Genomic DNA, 16,379 nt, shown 5'->3' on the forward strand with positions numbered 1-16,379 from the left:
ATGAACTTTTAAGTTCATGACTAAAAAATTAAATACATATGAAACTGACATAGGTGATTGTTTTTAAACATACATCTTAAGTAAAGGGGGCGATCATGCTGAAGGAAATTGAGGTTGTTATTGATACGGAGGAAATTGCAGAGTTTTTCTATAACGAGCTTATCCAAAGGGGATTTGCCCCAGGTGAGGAAGAGCTAGAGGAGCTAGCAGATATCACATTTGAATACTTGCTCTATAAATGCGTAATTGATGAGGAAAATGAAGAATAGCTACATAACGACGGCGGGAAACCCCGTCGTTTTATTTTGGGAAAAAAATAGTAAATAAAAGAAACTTTTTTTGTGCCTAAACGTATATTTTTATATCAACGGATAGGGGGAATACGATGTCATTATTTAATAAAATTTTTTCGAGTATTGGAATTGGGAGTGCAAGGGTTGATACAAAACTAACCTCAGATAAACTGAGTGCTGGAGAAAAAGTAAGTGGTATTGTTGAAATTGTTGGCGGAAATATGGAGCAGCAAATTGATGAAATATATTTGTCCGTTATGACCACATATCAAAAAGAATCAAATGACAGAAAAATCAACAAGCAAGCAACGATTGAAAAAATAAAAATTGTAGAGCGCTTTACAATAGGTAGCAATGAAAGACGTGAAATCCCATTCTCCTTCGAGCTTCCACTTGATACTCCTGCAACACTGGGAAGGACAAAAGTATGGATTCATACTGGATTGGATATAAAAAATGCCATTGACCCATCAGATAAGGACTATGTTTCTGTGTCGCCATCTCCACTGGCAGCAGGTGTGTTGAATGCGGTCTATGATTTAGGTTTTAGTCTTCGGAAGGTAGAATGTGAAGCTGCTCCGTATCGCCTTAGAAAGCGGCTACCATTTGTTCAGGAATTTGAATTTGTTCCAACAAGCGGGGCTTATCGTGGACGTTTAGACGAAGTGGAAGTAATGTTCTTTCCACAAACAGAGCATAAACTAGATGTCTTCATACAAGTGGATAGACGTGCACGAGGTTTAAGTAGTCTTCTAGCTGAAGCAATGGATATGGATGAATCTTTTGTCAACTTTACCGTGACAACCGATGACCTCCCTACACTTAAATCAAAAATAAATCAAATAATTAGCCGATATAGCTAATGTTCAAGGGCGCCCAGTAAATGGTCGCCCTTTTTAATGTTATTTATTATGGCCAGGTCCGTTTTTACGACCACCTGCTGCAGAGAATTCTTTTCCGTGGGCAATTTGTTCTGCCTCGATTGCCTCAGGTGGTACATGATTATTCTTCTTTGGTGCACTTGTACGTGCTCGATTTTTCTTTCCCATTTTAATCCCTCCGCTTATTTAGGCTGCATAAAGCCTTCTTTTGCTTTTTTTGAAGTATTTGGTGGATTCCCAACACCCTTTGTTGTGTCGGTTGCATTTGCGTAGTCAACAGCTTGTCTCAATTTTTTGCTCATTTTTTCATTTGCCATGTACGATTCCCCCCTTTAAAATGTTACAACCATAGCTTTCCCCATATTTTTGCGTTCATGACTATTTTTAAGTAGAATGATTTTGTGGTAAGATAGGAAAAGTGCAAGATTTTACATAGGAGGAACATGAATGAGTACACATATTGGTGCAAAGCAAGGGGATATTGCTGAAACGATATTACTTCCAGGAGACCCATTGCGTGCAAAATATATTGCAGAAAACTTCTTTGAAAACGTTACATGCTATAATGAAGTGCGTGGAATGCTTGGCTTTACCGGTACATATAAAGGTAAGCGTGTATCCGTACAAGGGACAGGAATGGGTGTTCCATCGATCTCCATATACATACATGAACTAATGAATGATTACGGTGTCCAGAATCTAATTCGCGTTGGTACTTGCGGTGCGATTCAGAAAGATGTGAAAGTCCGTGATGTAATTTTAGCGATGACATCATCAACGAATTCACAGATGAACCGCATCAACTTTGGAACTGTTGATTATGCGCCAACAGCCTCATTTGATTTATTAAAAAAAGCATATGATGTTGGCACTGAAAAAGGCCTAAATCTGAAAGTAGGAAATGTCTTTACAAGTGACGTATTTTACAACGAAAATGCGGAATTAGAAAAATGGGCGCAATACGGTATACTTGCTGTAGAAATGGAAACAACTGCATTATATACATTAGCTGCCAAATTTGGTCGTAATGCATTATCTGTTTTAACCGTTAGTGATCATATTTTAACTGGAGAAGAAACAACAGCAGAAGAACGTCAAACCACATTTAATGATATGATCGAGGTTGCTTTAGAAGCAGCGTTGAAAGAATAAAAAACGTAGGGGGAAAAGATTTCGAGTTTCGGGATTTTTTCCTCTTTTATTAGGGTGATAACTTTGAAAAATCGTTTTGTTAAATACGGCATAACGCTTGCATTTGTTCTGTTTGTTGTCTTTTTTGGTTCGAAATTCTTCTCGCCATCAGAGGTCTATACTGATACCGATGAAGCTGTTAAAAGCCAATTGATTGTAAACGGATTCAAGCTAGATGGGATTACGTTTTATGGAAATCAAATTCTCGCTATTCTTGAAGAAGATGGTAATAAAAGGCTTTATATCGGGGACCGTCAGCAAACCGTCATTGAAAATGTGAAGCCATGGGAGGATTATCAACTGCCAAACCACCCGGATAAAACCTATCAGGGGGTCGAAGTAAATCCCGATTCCCACCTAATGTATTTATATGGGAAAAAGAAAAATGGCAGTAATTTCATAGAAATCATAAATATTGCGACAAAAGAAACCGTTTCTGAAATCCCATTTGAGGAAACGGCTGACATAAGCAATATTAAATTCAAAAATGGGTACATGGAAGGAATGCTGTACGCAAAAACAAATCCAGAAAAGCAAAATGCGGAAATCATTTTTAATACGACAGAATTTAGTTCTCATATGGATTTGCTAGTAGTTGAGTTACCCTCTAAGAAAGCAACACTTGATTGGGTAGATGCAAATCCTGAGCTCGAACAGATTGTCTATACCATTAAGGATCAAGGGAAGATTTCTGCATATGTTCATGATTTAACAACCAACCAAACAACACAGCTAAAAAAAATTAACGGAGATAAGTTTTTATTTGATGGTGAACAGCTTGTTGGCTTTAAGTCAAAGAAAGACAAGCTTGCCATTAAAGTCTACGAATACAAACATTCGGAGTCAGAAGAAGATAAACAATCGAATGCATACGATATTGTCATAAAAAATGGAATTGTCCTTGATCCAGATAAAGAAACGCTAAAAATTGGCTATCATATAGGCATTAAGGATGACAAAGTGGCTACAATCACAAAAACTCCGATTAAAGGTGAAAACGAAATAGATGCCTATCATAAAATCGTAAGCCCTGGTTTTATTGACATGCTGTCGTTCAACCCAAGTCCAATGGGAGCAAAATTTAAAATTGGTGATGGGGTCACGACAAATCTTTCGATGCACGGATGTACTGTTGATTTTGATGGATTTTTCAATCAATACGATAACTATCCGACATCTGTAAACTACGGTGGTGCCTTGTATGCGGTTCGCCTGCGATATGAAGCTGGACTTGGCAATCATGGTACACCCACACAGGAGCAAATTGACTATATGGTAAAACGTGCCCGTGAGGAGATAAAAAAGGGTGCACTCTCTGTCGCGTTTAGTCCAGAGTATTATCCCGGAACCAGCCCAGAAGAAATTAAAGCAATCATGAAGGTAGCGAAAGAATACGGACTTGTTACTCATTTTCATGGAAGACATTCAAGTCTAACAGGGGAGCATACTAGCATTGATTCTGTGAAAGAAGTTCTCGGATATGCAAGAGAGCTTGATGCACCGGTACATTTTATGCATTTACATAGTACAGGTGGGACAGGAGCGATGGATGAGGCACTCGCCTTAATTGAAGAAGCTCGATCCGAAGGCTATCAAGTCACCTATGATGTATACCCATACGATTCATGGGCAACGAATATTTCGTTTGAGCGTATGGCGGGAGACTGGCAATCACGATTTGGTATCACTTATTCCGATATACAGGTTGCCGGAACAACTGAGCGACTTACGCCTGAAACATTTCCGATTTATCGTAAAAAAGGTGGAATCGTAATTGTTTATGCAATGGAAGAAAAAGAGCTCATTCAAGCTCTTCAGGTTGATCATAGTATGATCGGCAGTGACGCGACCATGGATAATGAATTTAACCATCCAAGGGGAGCGGGAACATTTTCAAGATTCATTGGACGATATATTCGTGACCTTGATGTTCTGCCACTCATGGAAGGGATGAAGAAAATAACAATACATTCTGCAAGACAATTGGAGGACATTGCTCCGGCTATGGCAACACGAGGACGACTTCAAGAAGGTGCCACGGCGGATATCACTGTTTTTGATTACCATGAAATTATAGATACATCAACTGCTGAAAAACCTGCTTCATTATCAAAAGGAGTCGATTTTGTCATCGTATCCGGAAAAATAGCCAAGGATGAGACCGGGGTATTAACTCAAGTTAAGAATGGACAACCGATAATTGGAGTTTTTGAATAAAACATGTGGATGTTTTTTACAGTCTTAATCACCTACAAACAGTAGATACTTTTAAAGAGGTGATTATATCATGAATCATGAGAAGGATTTTGATCGAGATCATGACCGTGAGGATGCACTCACTGAGGATGCCTTAAAGGAAATTCTTGAAACCGCCTATTCAGCAGAGTCTGAGCTGATGCGACGCTATTTGATTACCTCAGAGCGGGTTCATAATGATAGTGAACTTAAAGAAAGACTCGCCAATTTTGCAGAAGGAAATGCGAAACGAACAAAACAGCTTCAAAATGAAATTGAAAAATTGCATTGATAAATGCCACGGAGGGACCTACCTTCGTGGCATATTTTTACTCAGTCCAAGAAAAATCAAACTACACTATTTTTTACGGCATTGCTATCACTGGCATCCGGGTCGAAAACAGCAGCAACTGGGACATTTATCAGATTCAAATCTCCATTTTGTTCACCAAATGCTTGATTTCGCTTGTAAGTCACAAGTTGATCAACGAGTTGAATGGATCCCATATTGGCAACAGCTCCATTATCATTGGAGTTAATTTTAAAACCGAGCACATTTAGAACCATAGGTGTGAATAAAACCATGAAAACACTCCTTTTTTTGTTGTTGTTCGATTAAAATATTAAATAAAGCTTGATTTATTAGCTAAACTATCAAGAACATCCATATCCCAAACCCCTGAGTAGGACATTAAAGTTTGGCTTAAGTCTCCGTTATTTTCGCCGACGCCTTGGTTTCGTTTGTAGGATACAAACTGATCCAGATGTTGGCTAGGTCCAAGATTAACAACAGCCCCATTATCAACAGAGTTTATCTTTATCCCTACTACATTAAGATTCACTGGGGAAAATAGCATCCTATCACGTCCTTACAGTTTTGGCAGATTGGCACTTTCAAAAGAAGAATTCGAATCCAGATGATCTCGGTCATCTACAAGGCTTCTTGTGCCTAAAAAATTGCTTCCATCCCCCATATTTTGACCAAAACCCTGATTTTTCTTATCTGAGTTATGCCATTCTGCTAAAAGGTTTTGACCCACATTGATTGCCGAAGCATTTTCAAATGAATTTACTTTAATAATATGAATATTTATATTGATGTATGGAACTGATCCAGTCATAGGAGCCTCCTTTCTTATTGATCTTTGTATTTTCGTTTGATTTTTTGAGCGTTAGAATCATAAGGTTCATTGTCTATAACACAACTTGAACTGAAGATTTTTAGACTGCTATCTGCAAGTTGTTGACCAAAACCCTGATTTTTCTTTGCTGAGACATTTCGATTTTGTTTCAATGTTGAACTCAAGGAAACAGTCCCTAAATGATCAACATTATTCAGTTTAATATCCTTAATTTTTATATTAACTGGTAAAAATGACATACGGACATGACCCTTTCTCTTAAGATAGTAATAAGTATGGCAACAAAGCAGAAATTATGTTAATCAGTTTTTATGAATGGAATTGAAATTTTAGTAATAAGATGAAATAGGAAGAATATAATTTTGATTTTGAAAAGAAAACAAGGAGGATCCATCATGGATATGAATAAAATACTACAATGGATGGATTTGGCCAAAAAATATCAAACTACTGATTTTTGGAAAGACATATTTGACCAGTCCTCCTTTGAAGAATTTATGAAAACTCAAGGTAGTGAGGATAGGGCGACTCCCTTTGAATCTGGACGAGATAAAAAATTTCCGTTAGTTGATATTTATATGACGGAAAGTGATGTTTTACTTATCGCAGAGTTGCCTGGTTATCAAAAAAATGATATTCGTTTATCTGTTTCTGGGACAAACCTTTTATTAAAAGGAAACAGCAATCTAGTATATCCTGGAGAACCAATACAGCAGGAGAGATATAGTGGACCATTTGAGCGAACTATTCAACTTCCTGAAGCCACCTTCCCAGATCAGATCCGGGCAACTTTTAAAAATGGAATGCTTCTTATCAGCTATAAAAGACAATTTAAGAATGAAGAGTACGTCCCGATTGATTAATATGAAAATAAGAGTGAGGAAGAAAATAAATGCCGATTAAAGGGATATTTAATCAAAGAGGTACAAAGGAATCAGAAATCAATGATCTGGATAAGTTGAATTTACGAATGAACGCACTGGAAGTCCAATTAAAAAAGCTGATTGACTTTGAAAAACAGATGCGGCTTTCCATGTATAACTCCAAGGAGAAATATCCTTCATCGAAACATGAAGAAAAAATAACAACACAATCCAAGAATTTATTCCTTTCATAGAAGAAATGATTTCAGATAAATTTGCGTTTTATAAACAAAGAGAAGAAAAATTGCAAATAAAAATCCAACAGTTAGAAAACCAAATAGCCGTTATAATGAAACGTGACAATGAAATGTCTACACAAAATGAAGGCCGAAGAACAGATTTAGAACAAAGAATAAGCTTGCTTCTTGATTCCCTGAAATTCAGACTTCTTTCGTTGGAACAAAATTTCGAATTAGTGTACGAGGAACAAAAAATACTCGTAAAACAAGTAGAGGAACATCAACAAAAGAAGTGTGGGTGTTCTAAAAATCACATTGATGAAGATGTGTCGGAACCCCCCTTTCAAACTCTCTATATAGACAAGCTATATGTAGATAAATACGAACAAAATAACAATTTTGCACAACTCGGCATTAATAGTTTGAACGGTTCACTAAATATTGGGGCAACTTACGGAAATGTACCTCAAAAAATAAATGCACAAATAAAAAAAGATATTGAAAAAATAAAAGCAGCTAAGGAAGAAATGGAAATTCCGAAAAATGAAGATGAACCGAATTACCAAAACCATGAAAGATCATCCTCAGAATCCGAGAATGCGCAGCAACAAGAAACCTACACGGAAATTGAGATAGAAGAAGATTTAAGCAATCTATCCTCCTGAAAAACACTAGATGATTATCCATACATGGAAATCTTTCAAATAGCTTATGCTAATTGAAAAGGAGGCGCCCCAATGCCCGAGTTACCTGAAATGGAAACATATAAGAACCTCCTCCAATTAAAAATAGCAGGACATTCAATTAATGAGGTTGAGGTAAACCGTGAAAAATCGATCAACAGTTCAATTGCCGATTTCAAAAAAGAGCTTATCGGTAATAAAGTCACCAAAATCTACCAAAGAGGAAAACATCTTATCTTTGATCTTGCTAGCGGTAAAAAATTGCTGCTTCATCTCATGTTAGGTGGCTTAATGTATATTGAAAAAGAGGATGACGCTATTTCAAGGACAAAGCAAGTTATTCTTAGTTTTGCTTCTCACAGGCTTACGTTTATTGGTCTTCGGTTGGGTTACTTACATCTTCTTACTGCAAAAGAAATTGAAGAAGAATTTGCTGATTTGGGTCCAGAGCCTATTGACCCAACTTTTACATTCGAGAGTTTTCAACAATTAGCTGAAAAGAAAAAAGGTAAACTCAAATCCACTTTGGTCGATCAACAATTTATTGCTGGGATTGGAAATAGGTATTCTGATGAAATTTGCTTTGCCGCTGGAATATTACCAACCCGTACAATGGATACACTTGATAATACCCTATTAAAAAAGTTGCATTCTTCGATTCAATCTGTATTACAGGAAGGAATTCGCTACGGTGGATATATCGATTTGCCACTTTTTAAAGGAGATCAACTAACTGGTGGATTCGGAGAAAAATTTAAAGCACATAATCGCGAAGGAGAGGTATGTGTTCGTTGTGGTTCGGTGATTGTGAAGAAAGAAGTGGCTTCTCGTAAAACATTTTTTTGTGCAAATTGCCAAATCTAAAAAATATACTTGATTATCATGGTGATTAATGGCTATTCTATAGGAGAAGGAATATAAGAAAGAGGGATAAACATGGCAGAAAAAACTTTTACGATTACTAGTGACGCTGGCTTACACGCTAGACCGGCTACAAAGCTTGTACATAAAGCAAGTCAATATCAATCAGAAATTACACTTTCTTTTAACGGGAAATCTGTTAACCTTAAATCAATTATGGGAGTTATGTCTCTAGGCGTACCAAAAGGTTCTCAAATTGCGGTACAAGCTGAAGGTAACGATGCTGATGCAGCATTAGAAGGTATCGAGTCTGTACTAAAAGAAGAAAATTTAGGTGAATAATCTAAAATAGGAAAAACAACCATCTTTATTGATGGTTGTTTTCTATTATGCAGTTTCTTCGTCTTCGTCCTTTGATAATACCAACGCTCCATGACGGATTAAGTATTGAAAATGGGAAAGAGGGAAGACGCCTTTTTGCTTTGATTCGAGCTCTATTCGAACGGATGATTGATTTATTTCAACTACCCTTAATGTTTTTGCTTCACATAAGTTCGGAATGAATTTCGATGTTATGCCAAATTCCATATTATTCACAAGTTCAAGGTTTTCTCTTGCCAATTTTGTTCACCACCTTCTCCATATACGTAATATAACCAATACGAAGAAAATCATACCAGATATACTAGTAATTACAACTTATTTCAATTTCAATTCACATTATTGGAATTTTATTGATAAAATCGTTATTATATCAATATACGCCTTGGCGTATTTGTGCCCGATTTTTTTAGGCCCACACGAGGTGGGTCACAAAGACGTTGCCACAGGATGTGGCGTTCTTAGTCTTTGAGCTTGCTCGAAAAATTTCCATTGAAAAATCGTGGCATCCGCCGGAGGCTATAACTTTATGCAGTCGTAGACGAAATAAAGTTAAATATGATATTTTATTAGAGTTTGGAGGATTCACTTTGAAACCGATTAAAAAGGAAGATATTCAGGAATTAATTAACCGTTTTGCTAACCAAAACGTTTATATCCACCTTGAAACAACTAATGGCGCATATGCTGTTCATTCAGGTGCACGAAAAACTTCAGCAGGTGCATTTATTCGTAATGCCCTTGTTACATATTCAGAAGGAAAAATTGTTGGTAATGATCCCTACCGTGTTGGCCTTAAAATTAACCTCGGCTGGATTTATGCGGAAGGACTTACTGATTGGGAATTAGATGAGATGGGTCGGTTATTACTTGCCGGTCATGATGAAGAAGGAAAATTAGCTGTTGCACTTCAAATCAGCACAACCCCATTTTAAAGATAAGGGATTCACCCTATGTTTGTATATTTTGAAAAAAGGAGCAATAAAATGGAACGACAAATTTTAATTGTATTACCGCATCCCGATGATGAAGCATTTGGAGTGTCAGGCTTTATTAGTTTAAACACTCAAAAAGGAGTTCCTGTTACGTACGCCTGCTTAACACTTGGTGAAATGGGCAGAAATCTTGGAAATCCATTTTTTGCTAATCGTGAAACATTGCCAGAGATTCGGAAGAAAGAGCTTAGAGAAGCTTGTAAGGCGTGTGGCATTACCGACCTTCGCATGCTAGGCTACCGTGATAAAACATTGGAATTCTTAAATCCAGAAAAAATCGCTGATGACATTGAAGAAATCATCAAAGAAGTGAATCCATCACTTGTTATCACTTTTTATCCGGGACATGGTGTTCACCCTGACCATGATGCAACAGGTGAAGCAACTGTACGTGCTGTGAAGCGTATTCCTAAAGAAAACAGACCAAAAGTATATTGTAAAGCTATCACTCATGACCGTGTTGAAAAAATTGGTGAGCATGATGTTGAATTCGATGTCAGTGAGGTATTAGATAAGAAGATAGCAACATTAAAAGCGCATCGTTCTCAAACAGAGGGACTTATGGGTAATTTGCTTCAGAAAATCGATAAAAAAGATAATGAAGTCTTGGACTGGCTTCGAACAGAAGTGTATTGGACATATAAATTTGATGATTAAGAACTAGGAGCATTGAGCTTTTAGACAAAAAAGGAGCTCTATGAAAATGGAGAACAATCCAGTTGATTTTGATCGACTTTTAAAAGCATACCAATCCCTTTGGATGAACAGAAGGTTATGGCAAAAGGACATAAGTAGTGAAGATATTCTTCGTGCAACAATACGAGGGGATTTGCTTGATGAATTAACCCATCCAAGGCTACGAAAATCGCCATATGAAAAATTTTTTACAGCAAGCAAACGAATCTTTGACTCTAGTCTGCCGATAGAAGATAAACTTCACATCCAGTATGTTTATCTTGAAGAAATGGAAAATGTGAAGAAATTATAAACAAAAACAAGAAGAAAATTACAAATAGTCCAAAAATCAGTTGTACAACTATTGTGTTTCCTTTATAATCGGTGCATATACAGGAAGGGCTCGTCAAAATATCTCAGCATAACCAGTATTGAAAGGGGTATTTTTATGGAGATGAACATGTATATGGAAATATCAATGATCTTATTTCTGGTCTTTGCATTTTCCTTCGCACATTCGATTTTTAAAGGAACTCACAAAAGAATCGCTAAAATAATTAGTGGAACATTTATTAGTTTATGCTCGTTGGGGATTGTCTGGAGAGCTACAAGTCTGTTGTCTTATTTTCATTAATCATGAACAGAAAGTAAAAAGAGCGACCTTGAAATTCGCTCTTTTTATTGCTCTTCTTCTATATGTAAACTAATTTTTTCAGGTGAAACAAAGTATAAGCCCATTTCTTCTTCTAACTCCTCAATGGATTTCTTGAGGACCGTCTCCTCATTTGAAGTAAAGTTTTCCAATTTCATCACCTCAGAAACTAGCATGCCCATTTTTCCAACATTAACTGCATTTTTACTTTATGAATAGTTCCATCTATCGTTGAAAAACTAAGCGTAAATGTAGAATAGGAGAACAAAATCATGAGATTTGGAAGTCATATTAGTATTCGTGATGGGTATTTAGGAGCCGCCCGGCATGCAACCAAAATAGGCGCTAAAGCATTTCAATATTTTCCGAAAAATCCACGAAGCCTGTCTGTAAAAGAATTTAATCGTCATGATGCAAACGAATGTGCCAAATATTGTCAAGAACATGATTTGCTTACAATTGCACACACTCCATATCCAACCAATTTAGTGGCTGAGCATGGTCAAATTGAGCTTGTGAAGGATTCACTATTAAATGACTTGGAAATTGCTAATGAATGTGGTTCGATAGGGGTTGTTGTTCATTTTGGAGTATTAAAAAATGCAGCTAATCCACTTGAAGGATATCAACGCCTGATAGGAACGTTAAATGAAGTTTTGTCGAAATGGAACGGGGAGGCTTTTGTCCTGTTAGAAAATAATGCTGGAAAAAGTGGCCCTACTGGCACTATGCTTGAGGAGCTTGTCCAAATTAGGCAGCTCTCGGAGTATCAAGATAAAATCGGGTTTTGTCTAGATACGTGCCATCTGTTCGCCAGCGGTGTGTGGGATGGAGATAATTGGCGTGAGGTAGAGAAAAAAGGGCTTGAACTTGGCTTTTTTGAACATCTTAAAGCCGTTCATTTAAATAATTCCGCGTATCCGACAAGGTCTATGAAGGACCGCCATGCTAATATTCCTTATGGAGAGATCAAGGTTGAGCAAATCAAGGAATTTCTAACAAGTTCCGTATTTAGTGATATTCCGTTTGTGCTCGAAACGCCACATGAGAATAAATTTTCGCACGAAGATGAAATTACGTTCTTGAATGGTTTAATGGGGTAGTTTACTAGAGACAACAATTAGACAGAAAACCAGCCAAAAGGCTGGTTTTTCTACTTAGTGCATATATTCTTTTCGAGCTGCTTTCTTTTGGACAATTATCAATCTTCCAGACAAAGTAATCGCACCCGCAGCAAGACCGACAATCAATCCAATCCAATATCCGAATGCACCAAGTGGCGTGTATTGAGCCAACACATACCCAACCGGCAACCCAATAACCCAATACGAAATAAGCGTCATTACAAAGGTTGTGTTCACATCCTTATACCCTCGTAGTGCTCCTTGAATAGGTGCCGCAATCGCATCTGAAAGCTGGAAAAAGATTGCATATAGTAAAAATTGCGTTGTTAATTCAACAACTGCGTTGTTTGTCGAGTACATTTTTGCAATTGGCTCTTGGAAAACCAAAATAATCGCTGCACAAACAAGCGCCATCATTACGGCAATACAAATACCTAACACACTATATTGTTTTGCATCTTTAAATCTTTTTGCACCGACCTCAAACCCGACAACAATCGTTAATGCCATCGAAATACTTAATGGAATCATGTAAAGTAAACTTGAAAAATTGATGGCGACCTGGTGTGCCGCAATTGTAATTGTATTAAATTCACTCATCAAAAGCGTAACAGCTGAAAATATACTTGTTTCAAAGAAGATTGCGAACCCAATTGGTAATCCGAGTTTCAATATTTCACCCCAACTTGGAAGCGAAATAGCATAAAACTTTCGAAATACTCGGTACTCCACAAAAGGTGCTCGAGTTAAAATAATCCAAATAGCTATGATGACAATGAGCCAGTACGTAATCGCAGTTGCATATCCTGCTCCTGCACCACCTAATTCCGGAAAACCAAATTTCCCGAAAATCAATAGATAATTAAACACTACATTTATCGGCAATGAAGAAAGAGTGATTATCATCGATACACGCGTATGACCAAGTGCATCAATAAATGACCTCAACACCGAATAGATAAAAAGCGGTACTATCCCAAATGAAAGCCCGATGATATATTCTTTCGCAATTTCCCGAACCTCGGATTCAAGTTTCATCAACCCTAAAATAGGATCTAATACAACCCCGCCAATAATTGCGACTGCTAACGCAATTACAAACGAAATATAAATACCTTGCATCACCGAGTATGGGACTTTATCTCTTTGCTTTGCACCTACAAACTGAGCAATGATAGGTGTAATTGCTACTAATATTCCTGACAATCCTGTATACACGGGAACCCAGAGACTTGATCCGATTGCGACACCTGCAAGATCATTTGCTCCAGCACGACCTGACATCATAGTGTCAACAAAATTAATGAGATTCAGACCTACCTGTGTAACAAGAATTGGGAAGAGTATATGAAAAAATAATGTATACTTTTCTTTCAGAGTAAATGTTTGATTCATAAGCTGTTTTCATTCTACCTCCATATTGATTAATGGATTATATCACAAAAACGACTTGATTATAGGAAAATTTTTAACAATACCAATGAAGGACTCGTTCTTTTCTCTTTTTTAGTGTAAAGTAATAAACGGGTATGAAAATTACCATTGTAATCGAAACTAGGAGTGAAGGGGGAATCCAACTTGATAAAGTTATTTTCAGATAGTGATTTAGATGGAGTAGGATGTGGACTTGTAGCCAAGTTAGCATTTGGTGATGAAGTTGAAGTCTCCTATTGCTCTTACCGAAACTTAAATGAGCGTGTGGAAAAATATATTGGTAATCCCGATCATAATCAAGCAAAAGTATACATAACGGATCTTGCAGTCAATGAAAAGAATGAAAAAGCATTGGAAAAGCGTTATAAGGCAGGTCACTACGTACAGATGGTAGACCACCATAAGACAGCCATGCATTTTAATAAGTATGACTGGGGATTTGTGCAAGCTGAATATGATTCTGGAAAGAAAACATGTGCAACCTCCCTGTACTATGAATTTCTTCGCGATAAACAACTGATTGAAGAGCATAAAGGTTTAGAAGAATTTATCGAGTTAGTTAGGCTCTATGATACATGGGAATGGGAGTCTGAAAATCGAGTGGAAGCTAAACGACTCAATGATTTATTTTTTATCATTGGAATTGAAGAGTTTGAGGAAAAAATGCTTGAAAGACTTCAAACCAACCGAGATTCCTTCCAGTTAACAGAGGCTGAAGAGTTTCTCTTAGATACCGAAGATAAAAAAATTGAGCGATATATCAATTCAAAAAACCGACAAATCGTTCAAACATTTATCGAGGAATATTGTGTCGGCGTGGTTCATGCTGAGCAATATATTTCTGAACTCGGTAATGCGCTTGGTAAGCTAAATCCTCACTTAGATTTGATTGCGCTCCTAAATGTGGGTACGAAAAAAATTGGCCTTCGTACAATCCACGATGATGTGGATGTATCGGAATTTGCAAAGCGATATGGTGGCGGAGGTCATCCAAAGGCATCTGGATGCTCACTCGGTGATACGGCATTTGAGCTTTTTGTAAACAATACATTTCCATTGTATGCTATTCGCCATGATGCTCCTGAAAACCAACTTAACTTGAAAGAAAATGAGAATGGAACTCTTTTTGTAAATCGAAAGGGTGAAAAATCTTTTGTTTTCAAAAAAGAGGAAAATTGGAGCATCCATCATGAGAAGAAAACACTTGACGCAAAGTTTTCTTCCTTTGAAGAAGCGGAGCGTTTTGTAAAGCGTCAATTTGCAAGTGGTTTAGCCTTTGATAATGAACTTCTTTCCTACATTGGGGAACATCTAAATAAGAAAGAAGATGCAATTAGAGCAAACCTTGAAGGTGCGCTAGTGAGTATAAAGAACCAATTTTAAATGAAACGTGTGTTCGTATGGTAAAATGTGCTATAATAAAATGGCAATAGGTTGTCCATAAGGGTGGTCGGCTAAGCTCCCAAGTGAAAGGGGGTGATGCCTATATGACGATATATGAGAGCCTTGTAATTATGCTTTCGTTTGCGTCGCTTGTTGTTGCGATTTTATCTTTTGACAACAATAAAAAATAGACCTCCCTTATTCCGCTAACAATCGGGTGAGGTCTATTTCATCTTAGGCTGATCCTCTTAGTGGGACCATACTATTGCTAGGCCGTAGATGCTCGCAACATCTGCGGTCTATTTGTATTTTACGAGTATTTACTATAATAATACCATATCTTTATTGAAAATGGCACAAATACTTGACTATCAAGGTCAATTCATTGCCCCATGGTCCAATCTTCGGTACAATACGTGAGGGTATAAAGATATGTATGAGAGGATTTGATACGTCATGACAATTCAACTAGAAGAATTGAAGTTACCAACAAATATACAAACTGAAATTTTAAATAGAAAGAACCAAGTTTCCGGTGATGAGCTTTTAATCGGCAATGGCGGGTACACACCTTCAGATATTAATATTATTCGTGACGCAATCATTGCGTTAAGCATTGGTAAAAATGTGCTCTTGAAAGGTCCAACAGGTTCTGGAAAAACAAAACTAGCCGAAACCATTTCTTATTTATTCCAGCAGCCAATGTACAGCATAAACTGTTCAGTCGATCTAGATGCTGAGGCGTTACTTGGCTATAAAACCATTCAAGAGAATGATGGAAAAATGAAAATCGAATTCGTTTCAGGTCCGGTCATCAATGCTATGAAAAAAGGATACCTCCTTTACATTGACGAAATCAATATGGCAAAGCCAGAGACATTACCGATCTTAAATGGTGTGCTCGATTATCGAAAAATGATCACAAATCCATTTACGGCAGAAGTGGTTCGTGCCGAAACGGGTTTTGGTGTCATTGCAGCGATCAATGAAGGCTATGTTGGAACTGTACCTTTGAATGAAGCCCTTAAAAACCGTTTTGTGGTTATTGATGTTCCTTATATTCAAGGAGAGACGCTTAAGAAAGTTCTGCACTCACAAACAGGATTACAAGATGAAAATTTAATTGATAAATTTGTTTCTTTATCATCTGATTTAATCACACAGGTCCGTGGTGGTATGCTCTCAGAAGAGGCTGCGTCTATCCGAGCGTTGATTGATACTTGTGATCTGGCTATGTACATGCCGCCATTACGTGCCATTGAACGTGGAATTACTGAAAAGCTAGAGGATGATCGAGAGAAAGCAGCGGTTAAAAATATAGCAGAAACTCTGTTTGAGTGAGGTTTT

At 37.3% G+C, this 16,379-nt stretch carries 26 protein-coding genes; 17 read left to right on the forward strand and 9 right to left on the reverse strand.

Translation table 11 applies throughout. The annotated features are described in order from the left end of the window. Positions 1-98: 98 nt before the first annotated feature. Together V7138_RS16680 and V7138_RS16685 are read left to right on the forward strand one after the other, a co-directional pair. The gene (locus V7138_RS16680; RefSeq protein ID WP_335399653.1) at positions 99-269 is read left to right on the forward strand and encodes a YozD family protein; all 171 of its coding nucleotides are present in this window, start codon (positions 99-101) and stop codon (positions 267-269) included. Positions 270-385: 116 nt separating this feature from the next. Beyond that, on the forward strand, positions 386-1,156 hold the full coding sequence (locus V7138_RS16685) for a sporulation protein (protein WP_335399363.1): 771 nt from the start codon (positions 386-388) through the stop codon (positions 1,154-1,156). Between the two features lie 39 nt (positions 1,157-1,195). Here V7138_RS16685 and V7138_RS16690 read toward each other — a convergent pair whose 3' ends face one another. Together V7138_RS16690 and V7138_RS16695 are read right to left on the reverse strand one after the other, a co-directional pair. Further along, complete coding sequence (locus tag V7138_RS16690) at positions 1,196-1,342, reverse strand: hypothetical protein (protein WP_335399365.1); 147 nt, start codon at positions 1,340-1,342, stop codon at positions 1,196-1,198. 14 nt (positions 1,343-1,356) lie between these two features. After that, complete coding sequence (locus V7138_RS16695) at positions 1,357-1,491, reverse strand: hypothetical protein (protein WP_335399367.1); 135 nt, start codon at positions 1,489-1,491, stop codon at positions 1,357-1,359. Positions 1,492-1,621: 130 nt separating this feature from the next. Here V7138_RS16695 and deoD point away from each other — a divergent pair, with 130 nt between their 5' ends. The 3 genes from deoD to V7138_RS16710 all read left to right on the forward strand — a co-directional run bounded on the left by deoD (position 1,622) and on the right by V7138_RS16710 (position 4,892). After that, positions 1,622-2,326 (forward strand): purine-nucleoside phosphorylase, encoded by a 705-nt coding sequence (gene deoD, locus V7138_RS16700; RefSeq protein ID WP_335399369.1) that lies wholly within the window; start codon positions 1,622-1,624, stop codon positions 2,324-2,326. A gap of 63 nt (positions 2,327-2,389) precedes the next feature. Continuing rightward, complete coding sequence (locus tag V7138_RS16705) at positions 2,390-4,582, forward strand: amidohydrolase family protein (protein ID WP_335399371.1); 2,193 nt, start codon at positions 2,390-2,392, stop codon at positions 4,580-4,582. A 70-nt stretch (positions 4,583-4,652) separates the two neighbouring features. Beyond that, a complete protein-coding gene (locus tag V7138_RS16710) occupies positions 4,653-4,892 on the forward strand; it encodes a hypothetical protein (protein WP_335399373.1) in 240 nt (79 codons plus the stop codon). A gap of 56 nt (positions 4,893-4,948) precedes the next feature. Here the strand turns inward: V7138_RS16710 and V7138_RS16715 are convergent, their stop codons facing one another. Genes V7138_RS16715 through V7138_RS16730 form a run of 4 tightly spaced genes read right to left on the reverse strand, consistent with a single transcriptional unit; the run spans position 4,949 to position 5,981 of the window. Beyond that, positions 4,949-5,185, reverse strand: a complete 237-nt coding sequence (locus tag V7138_RS16715; RefSeq protein WP_335399375.1) for a hypothetical protein — start codon at positions 5,183-5,185, stop codon at positions 4,949-4,951. Between the two features lie 38 nt (positions 5,186-5,223). After that, positions 5,224-5,457: a hypothetical protein gene (locus V7138_RS16720; protein WP_335399377.1), complete on the reverse strand. Its 234-nt coding sequence runs from the start codon at positions 5,455-5,457 to the stop codon at positions 5,224-5,226. Positions 5,458-5,469: 12 nt separating this feature from the next. Continuing rightward, complete coding sequence (locus V7138_RS16725) at positions 5,470-5,721, reverse strand: hypothetical protein (RefSeq protein WP_335399379.1); 252 nt, start codon at positions 5,719-5,721, stop codon at positions 5,470-5,472. Between the two features lie 14 nt (positions 5,722-5,735). Beyond that, the gene (locus tag V7138_RS16730; RefSeq protein WP_335399381.1) at positions 5,736-5,981 is read right to left on the reverse strand and encodes a hypothetical protein; all 246 of its coding nucleotides are present in this window, start codon (positions 5,979-5,981) and stop codon (positions 5,736-5,738) included. A 156-nt stretch (positions 5,982-6,137) separates the two neighbouring features. Between V7138_RS16730 and V7138_RS16735 the strand changes: the two genes are divergently transcribed. The 5 genes from V7138_RS16735 (at position 6,138) to V7138_RS16755 (ending at position 8,730) form a co-directional block, all read left to right on the forward strand. Further along, on the forward strand, positions 6,138-6,605 hold the full coding sequence (locus V7138_RS16735; RefSeq protein WP_335399382.1) for an Hsp20/alpha crystallin family protein: 468 nt from the start codon (positions 6,138-6,140) through the stop codon (positions 6,603-6,605). Positions 6,606-6,634: 29 nt separating this feature from the next. Beyond that, positions 6,635-6,859 (forward strand): hypothetical protein, encoded by a 225-nt coding sequence (locus V7138_RS16740; RefSeq protein ID WP_335399383.1) that lies wholly within the window; start codon positions 6,635-6,637, stop codon positions 6,857-6,859. 50 nt (positions 6,860-6,909) lie between these two features. Further along, a complete protein-coding gene (locus V7138_RS16745; RefSeq protein WP_335399384.1) occupies positions 6,910-7,509 on the forward strand; it encodes a hypothetical protein in 600 nt (199 codons plus the stop codon). 72 nt (positions 7,510-7,581) lie between these two features. Continuing rightward, positions 7,582-8,391, forward strand: coding sequence for an Fpg/Nei family DNA glycosylase (locus V7138_RS16750; RefSeq protein ID WP_335399386.1), 810 nt, complete (start codon positions 7,582-7,584; stop codon positions 8,389-8,391). 72 nt (positions 8,392-8,463) lie between these two features. After that, on the forward strand, positions 8,464-8,730 hold the full coding sequence (locus V7138_RS16755) for a phosphocarrier protein HPr (protein WP_335399388.1): 267 nt from the start codon (positions 8,464-8,466) through the stop codon (positions 8,728-8,730). Between the two features lie 45 nt (positions 8,731-8,775). Here the strand turns inward: V7138_RS16755 and V7138_RS16760 are convergent, their stop codons facing one another. Continuing rightward, complete coding sequence (locus V7138_RS16760) at positions 8,776-9,009, reverse strand: hypothetical protein (protein ID WP_335399390.1); 234 nt, start codon at positions 9,007-9,009, stop codon at positions 8,776-8,778. A 350-nt stretch (positions 9,010-9,359) separates the two neighbouring features. On the opposite strand from V7138_RS16760, the gene V7138_RS16765 reads away from it, so the two are divergent. The 3 genes from V7138_RS16765 to V7138_RS16775 are packed head-to-tail and all read left to right on the forward strand — an operon-like array spanning position 9,360 to position 10,752. After that, complete coding sequence (locus tag V7138_RS16765) at positions 9,360-9,704, forward strand: YojF family protein (protein ID WP_335399392.1); 345 nt, start codon at positions 9,360-9,362, stop codon at positions 9,702-9,704. 51 nt (positions 9,705-9,755) lie between these two features. Next, positions 9,756-10,421 (forward strand): bacillithiol biosynthesis deacetylase BshB2, encoded by a 666-nt coding sequence (gene bshB2 / locus V7138_RS16770; protein WP_335399394.1) that lies wholly within the window; start codon positions 9,756-9,758, stop codon positions 10,419-10,421. A gap of 46 nt (positions 10,422-10,467) precedes the next feature. Beyond that, entirely contained in the window at positions 10,468-10,752 is a 285-nt protein-coding gene (locus tag V7138_RS16775) for a hypothetical protein (protein WP_335399395.1), read from the forward strand. A gap of 365 nt (positions 10,753-11,117) precedes the next feature. On the opposite strand, the gene V7138_RS16780 is transcribed toward V7138_RS16775, so the two are convergent. Continuing rightward, positions 11,118-11,267 carry a hypothetical protein gene (locus V7138_RS16780; protein ID WP_335399397.1) on the reverse strand — a complete coding sequence of 50 codons (150 nt, stop codon included), beginning with the start codon at positions 11,265-11,267 and terminating at the stop codon, positions 11,118-11,120. Positions 11,268-11,363: 96 nt separating this feature from the next. On the opposite strand from V7138_RS16780, the gene V7138_RS16785 reads away from it, so the two are divergent. Beyond that, positions 11,364-12,194 (forward strand): deoxyribonuclease IV, encoded by an 831-nt coding sequence (locus V7138_RS16785; RefSeq protein WP_335399399.1) that lies wholly within the window; start codon positions 11,364-11,366, stop codon positions 12,192-12,194. Positions 12,195-12,248: 54 nt separating this feature from the next. Here the strand turns inward: V7138_RS16785 and V7138_RS16790 are convergent, their stop codons facing one another. Continuing rightward, positions 12,249-13,610 carry an MATE family efflux transporter gene (locus V7138_RS16790; RefSeq protein ID WP_335399402.1) on the reverse strand — a complete coding sequence of 454 codons (1,362 nt, stop codon included), beginning with the start codon at positions 13,608-13,610 and terminating at the stop codon, positions 12,249-12,251. 183 nt (positions 13,611-13,793) lie between these two features. Between V7138_RS16790 and V7138_RS16795 the strand changes: the two genes are divergently transcribed. From V7138_RS16795 to V7138_RS16800, 3 genes are all read left to right on the forward strand, one after another. Then, positions 13,794-15,032, forward strand: a complete 1,239-nt coding sequence (locus tag V7138_RS16795) for a DHH family phosphoesterase (RefSeq protein WP_335399404.1) — start codon at positions 13,794-13,796, stop codon at positions 15,030-15,032. 104 nt (positions 15,033-15,136) lie between these two features. Then, a complete protein-coding gene (locus tag V7138_RS25320) occupies positions 15,137-15,223 on the forward strand; it encodes a putative holin-like toxin (RefSeq protein ID WP_223254366.1) in 87 nt (28 codons plus the stop codon). A 265-nt stretch (positions 15,224-15,488) separates the two neighbouring features. Continuing rightward, positions 15,489-16,373: an ATP-binding protein gene (locus tag V7138_RS16800; RefSeq protein WP_335399405.1), complete on the forward strand. Its 885-nt coding sequence runs from the start codon at positions 15,489-15,491 to the stop codon at positions 16,371-16,373. Positions 16,374-16,379: the final 6 nt, after the last annotated feature.

This window comes from Bacillus sp. JJ1533, from assembly GCF_036965045.1.
In the GTDB taxonomy this organism is placed as follows: Bacteria; Bacillota; Bacilli; order Bacillales; family Bacillaceae_L; genus Ferdinandcohnia.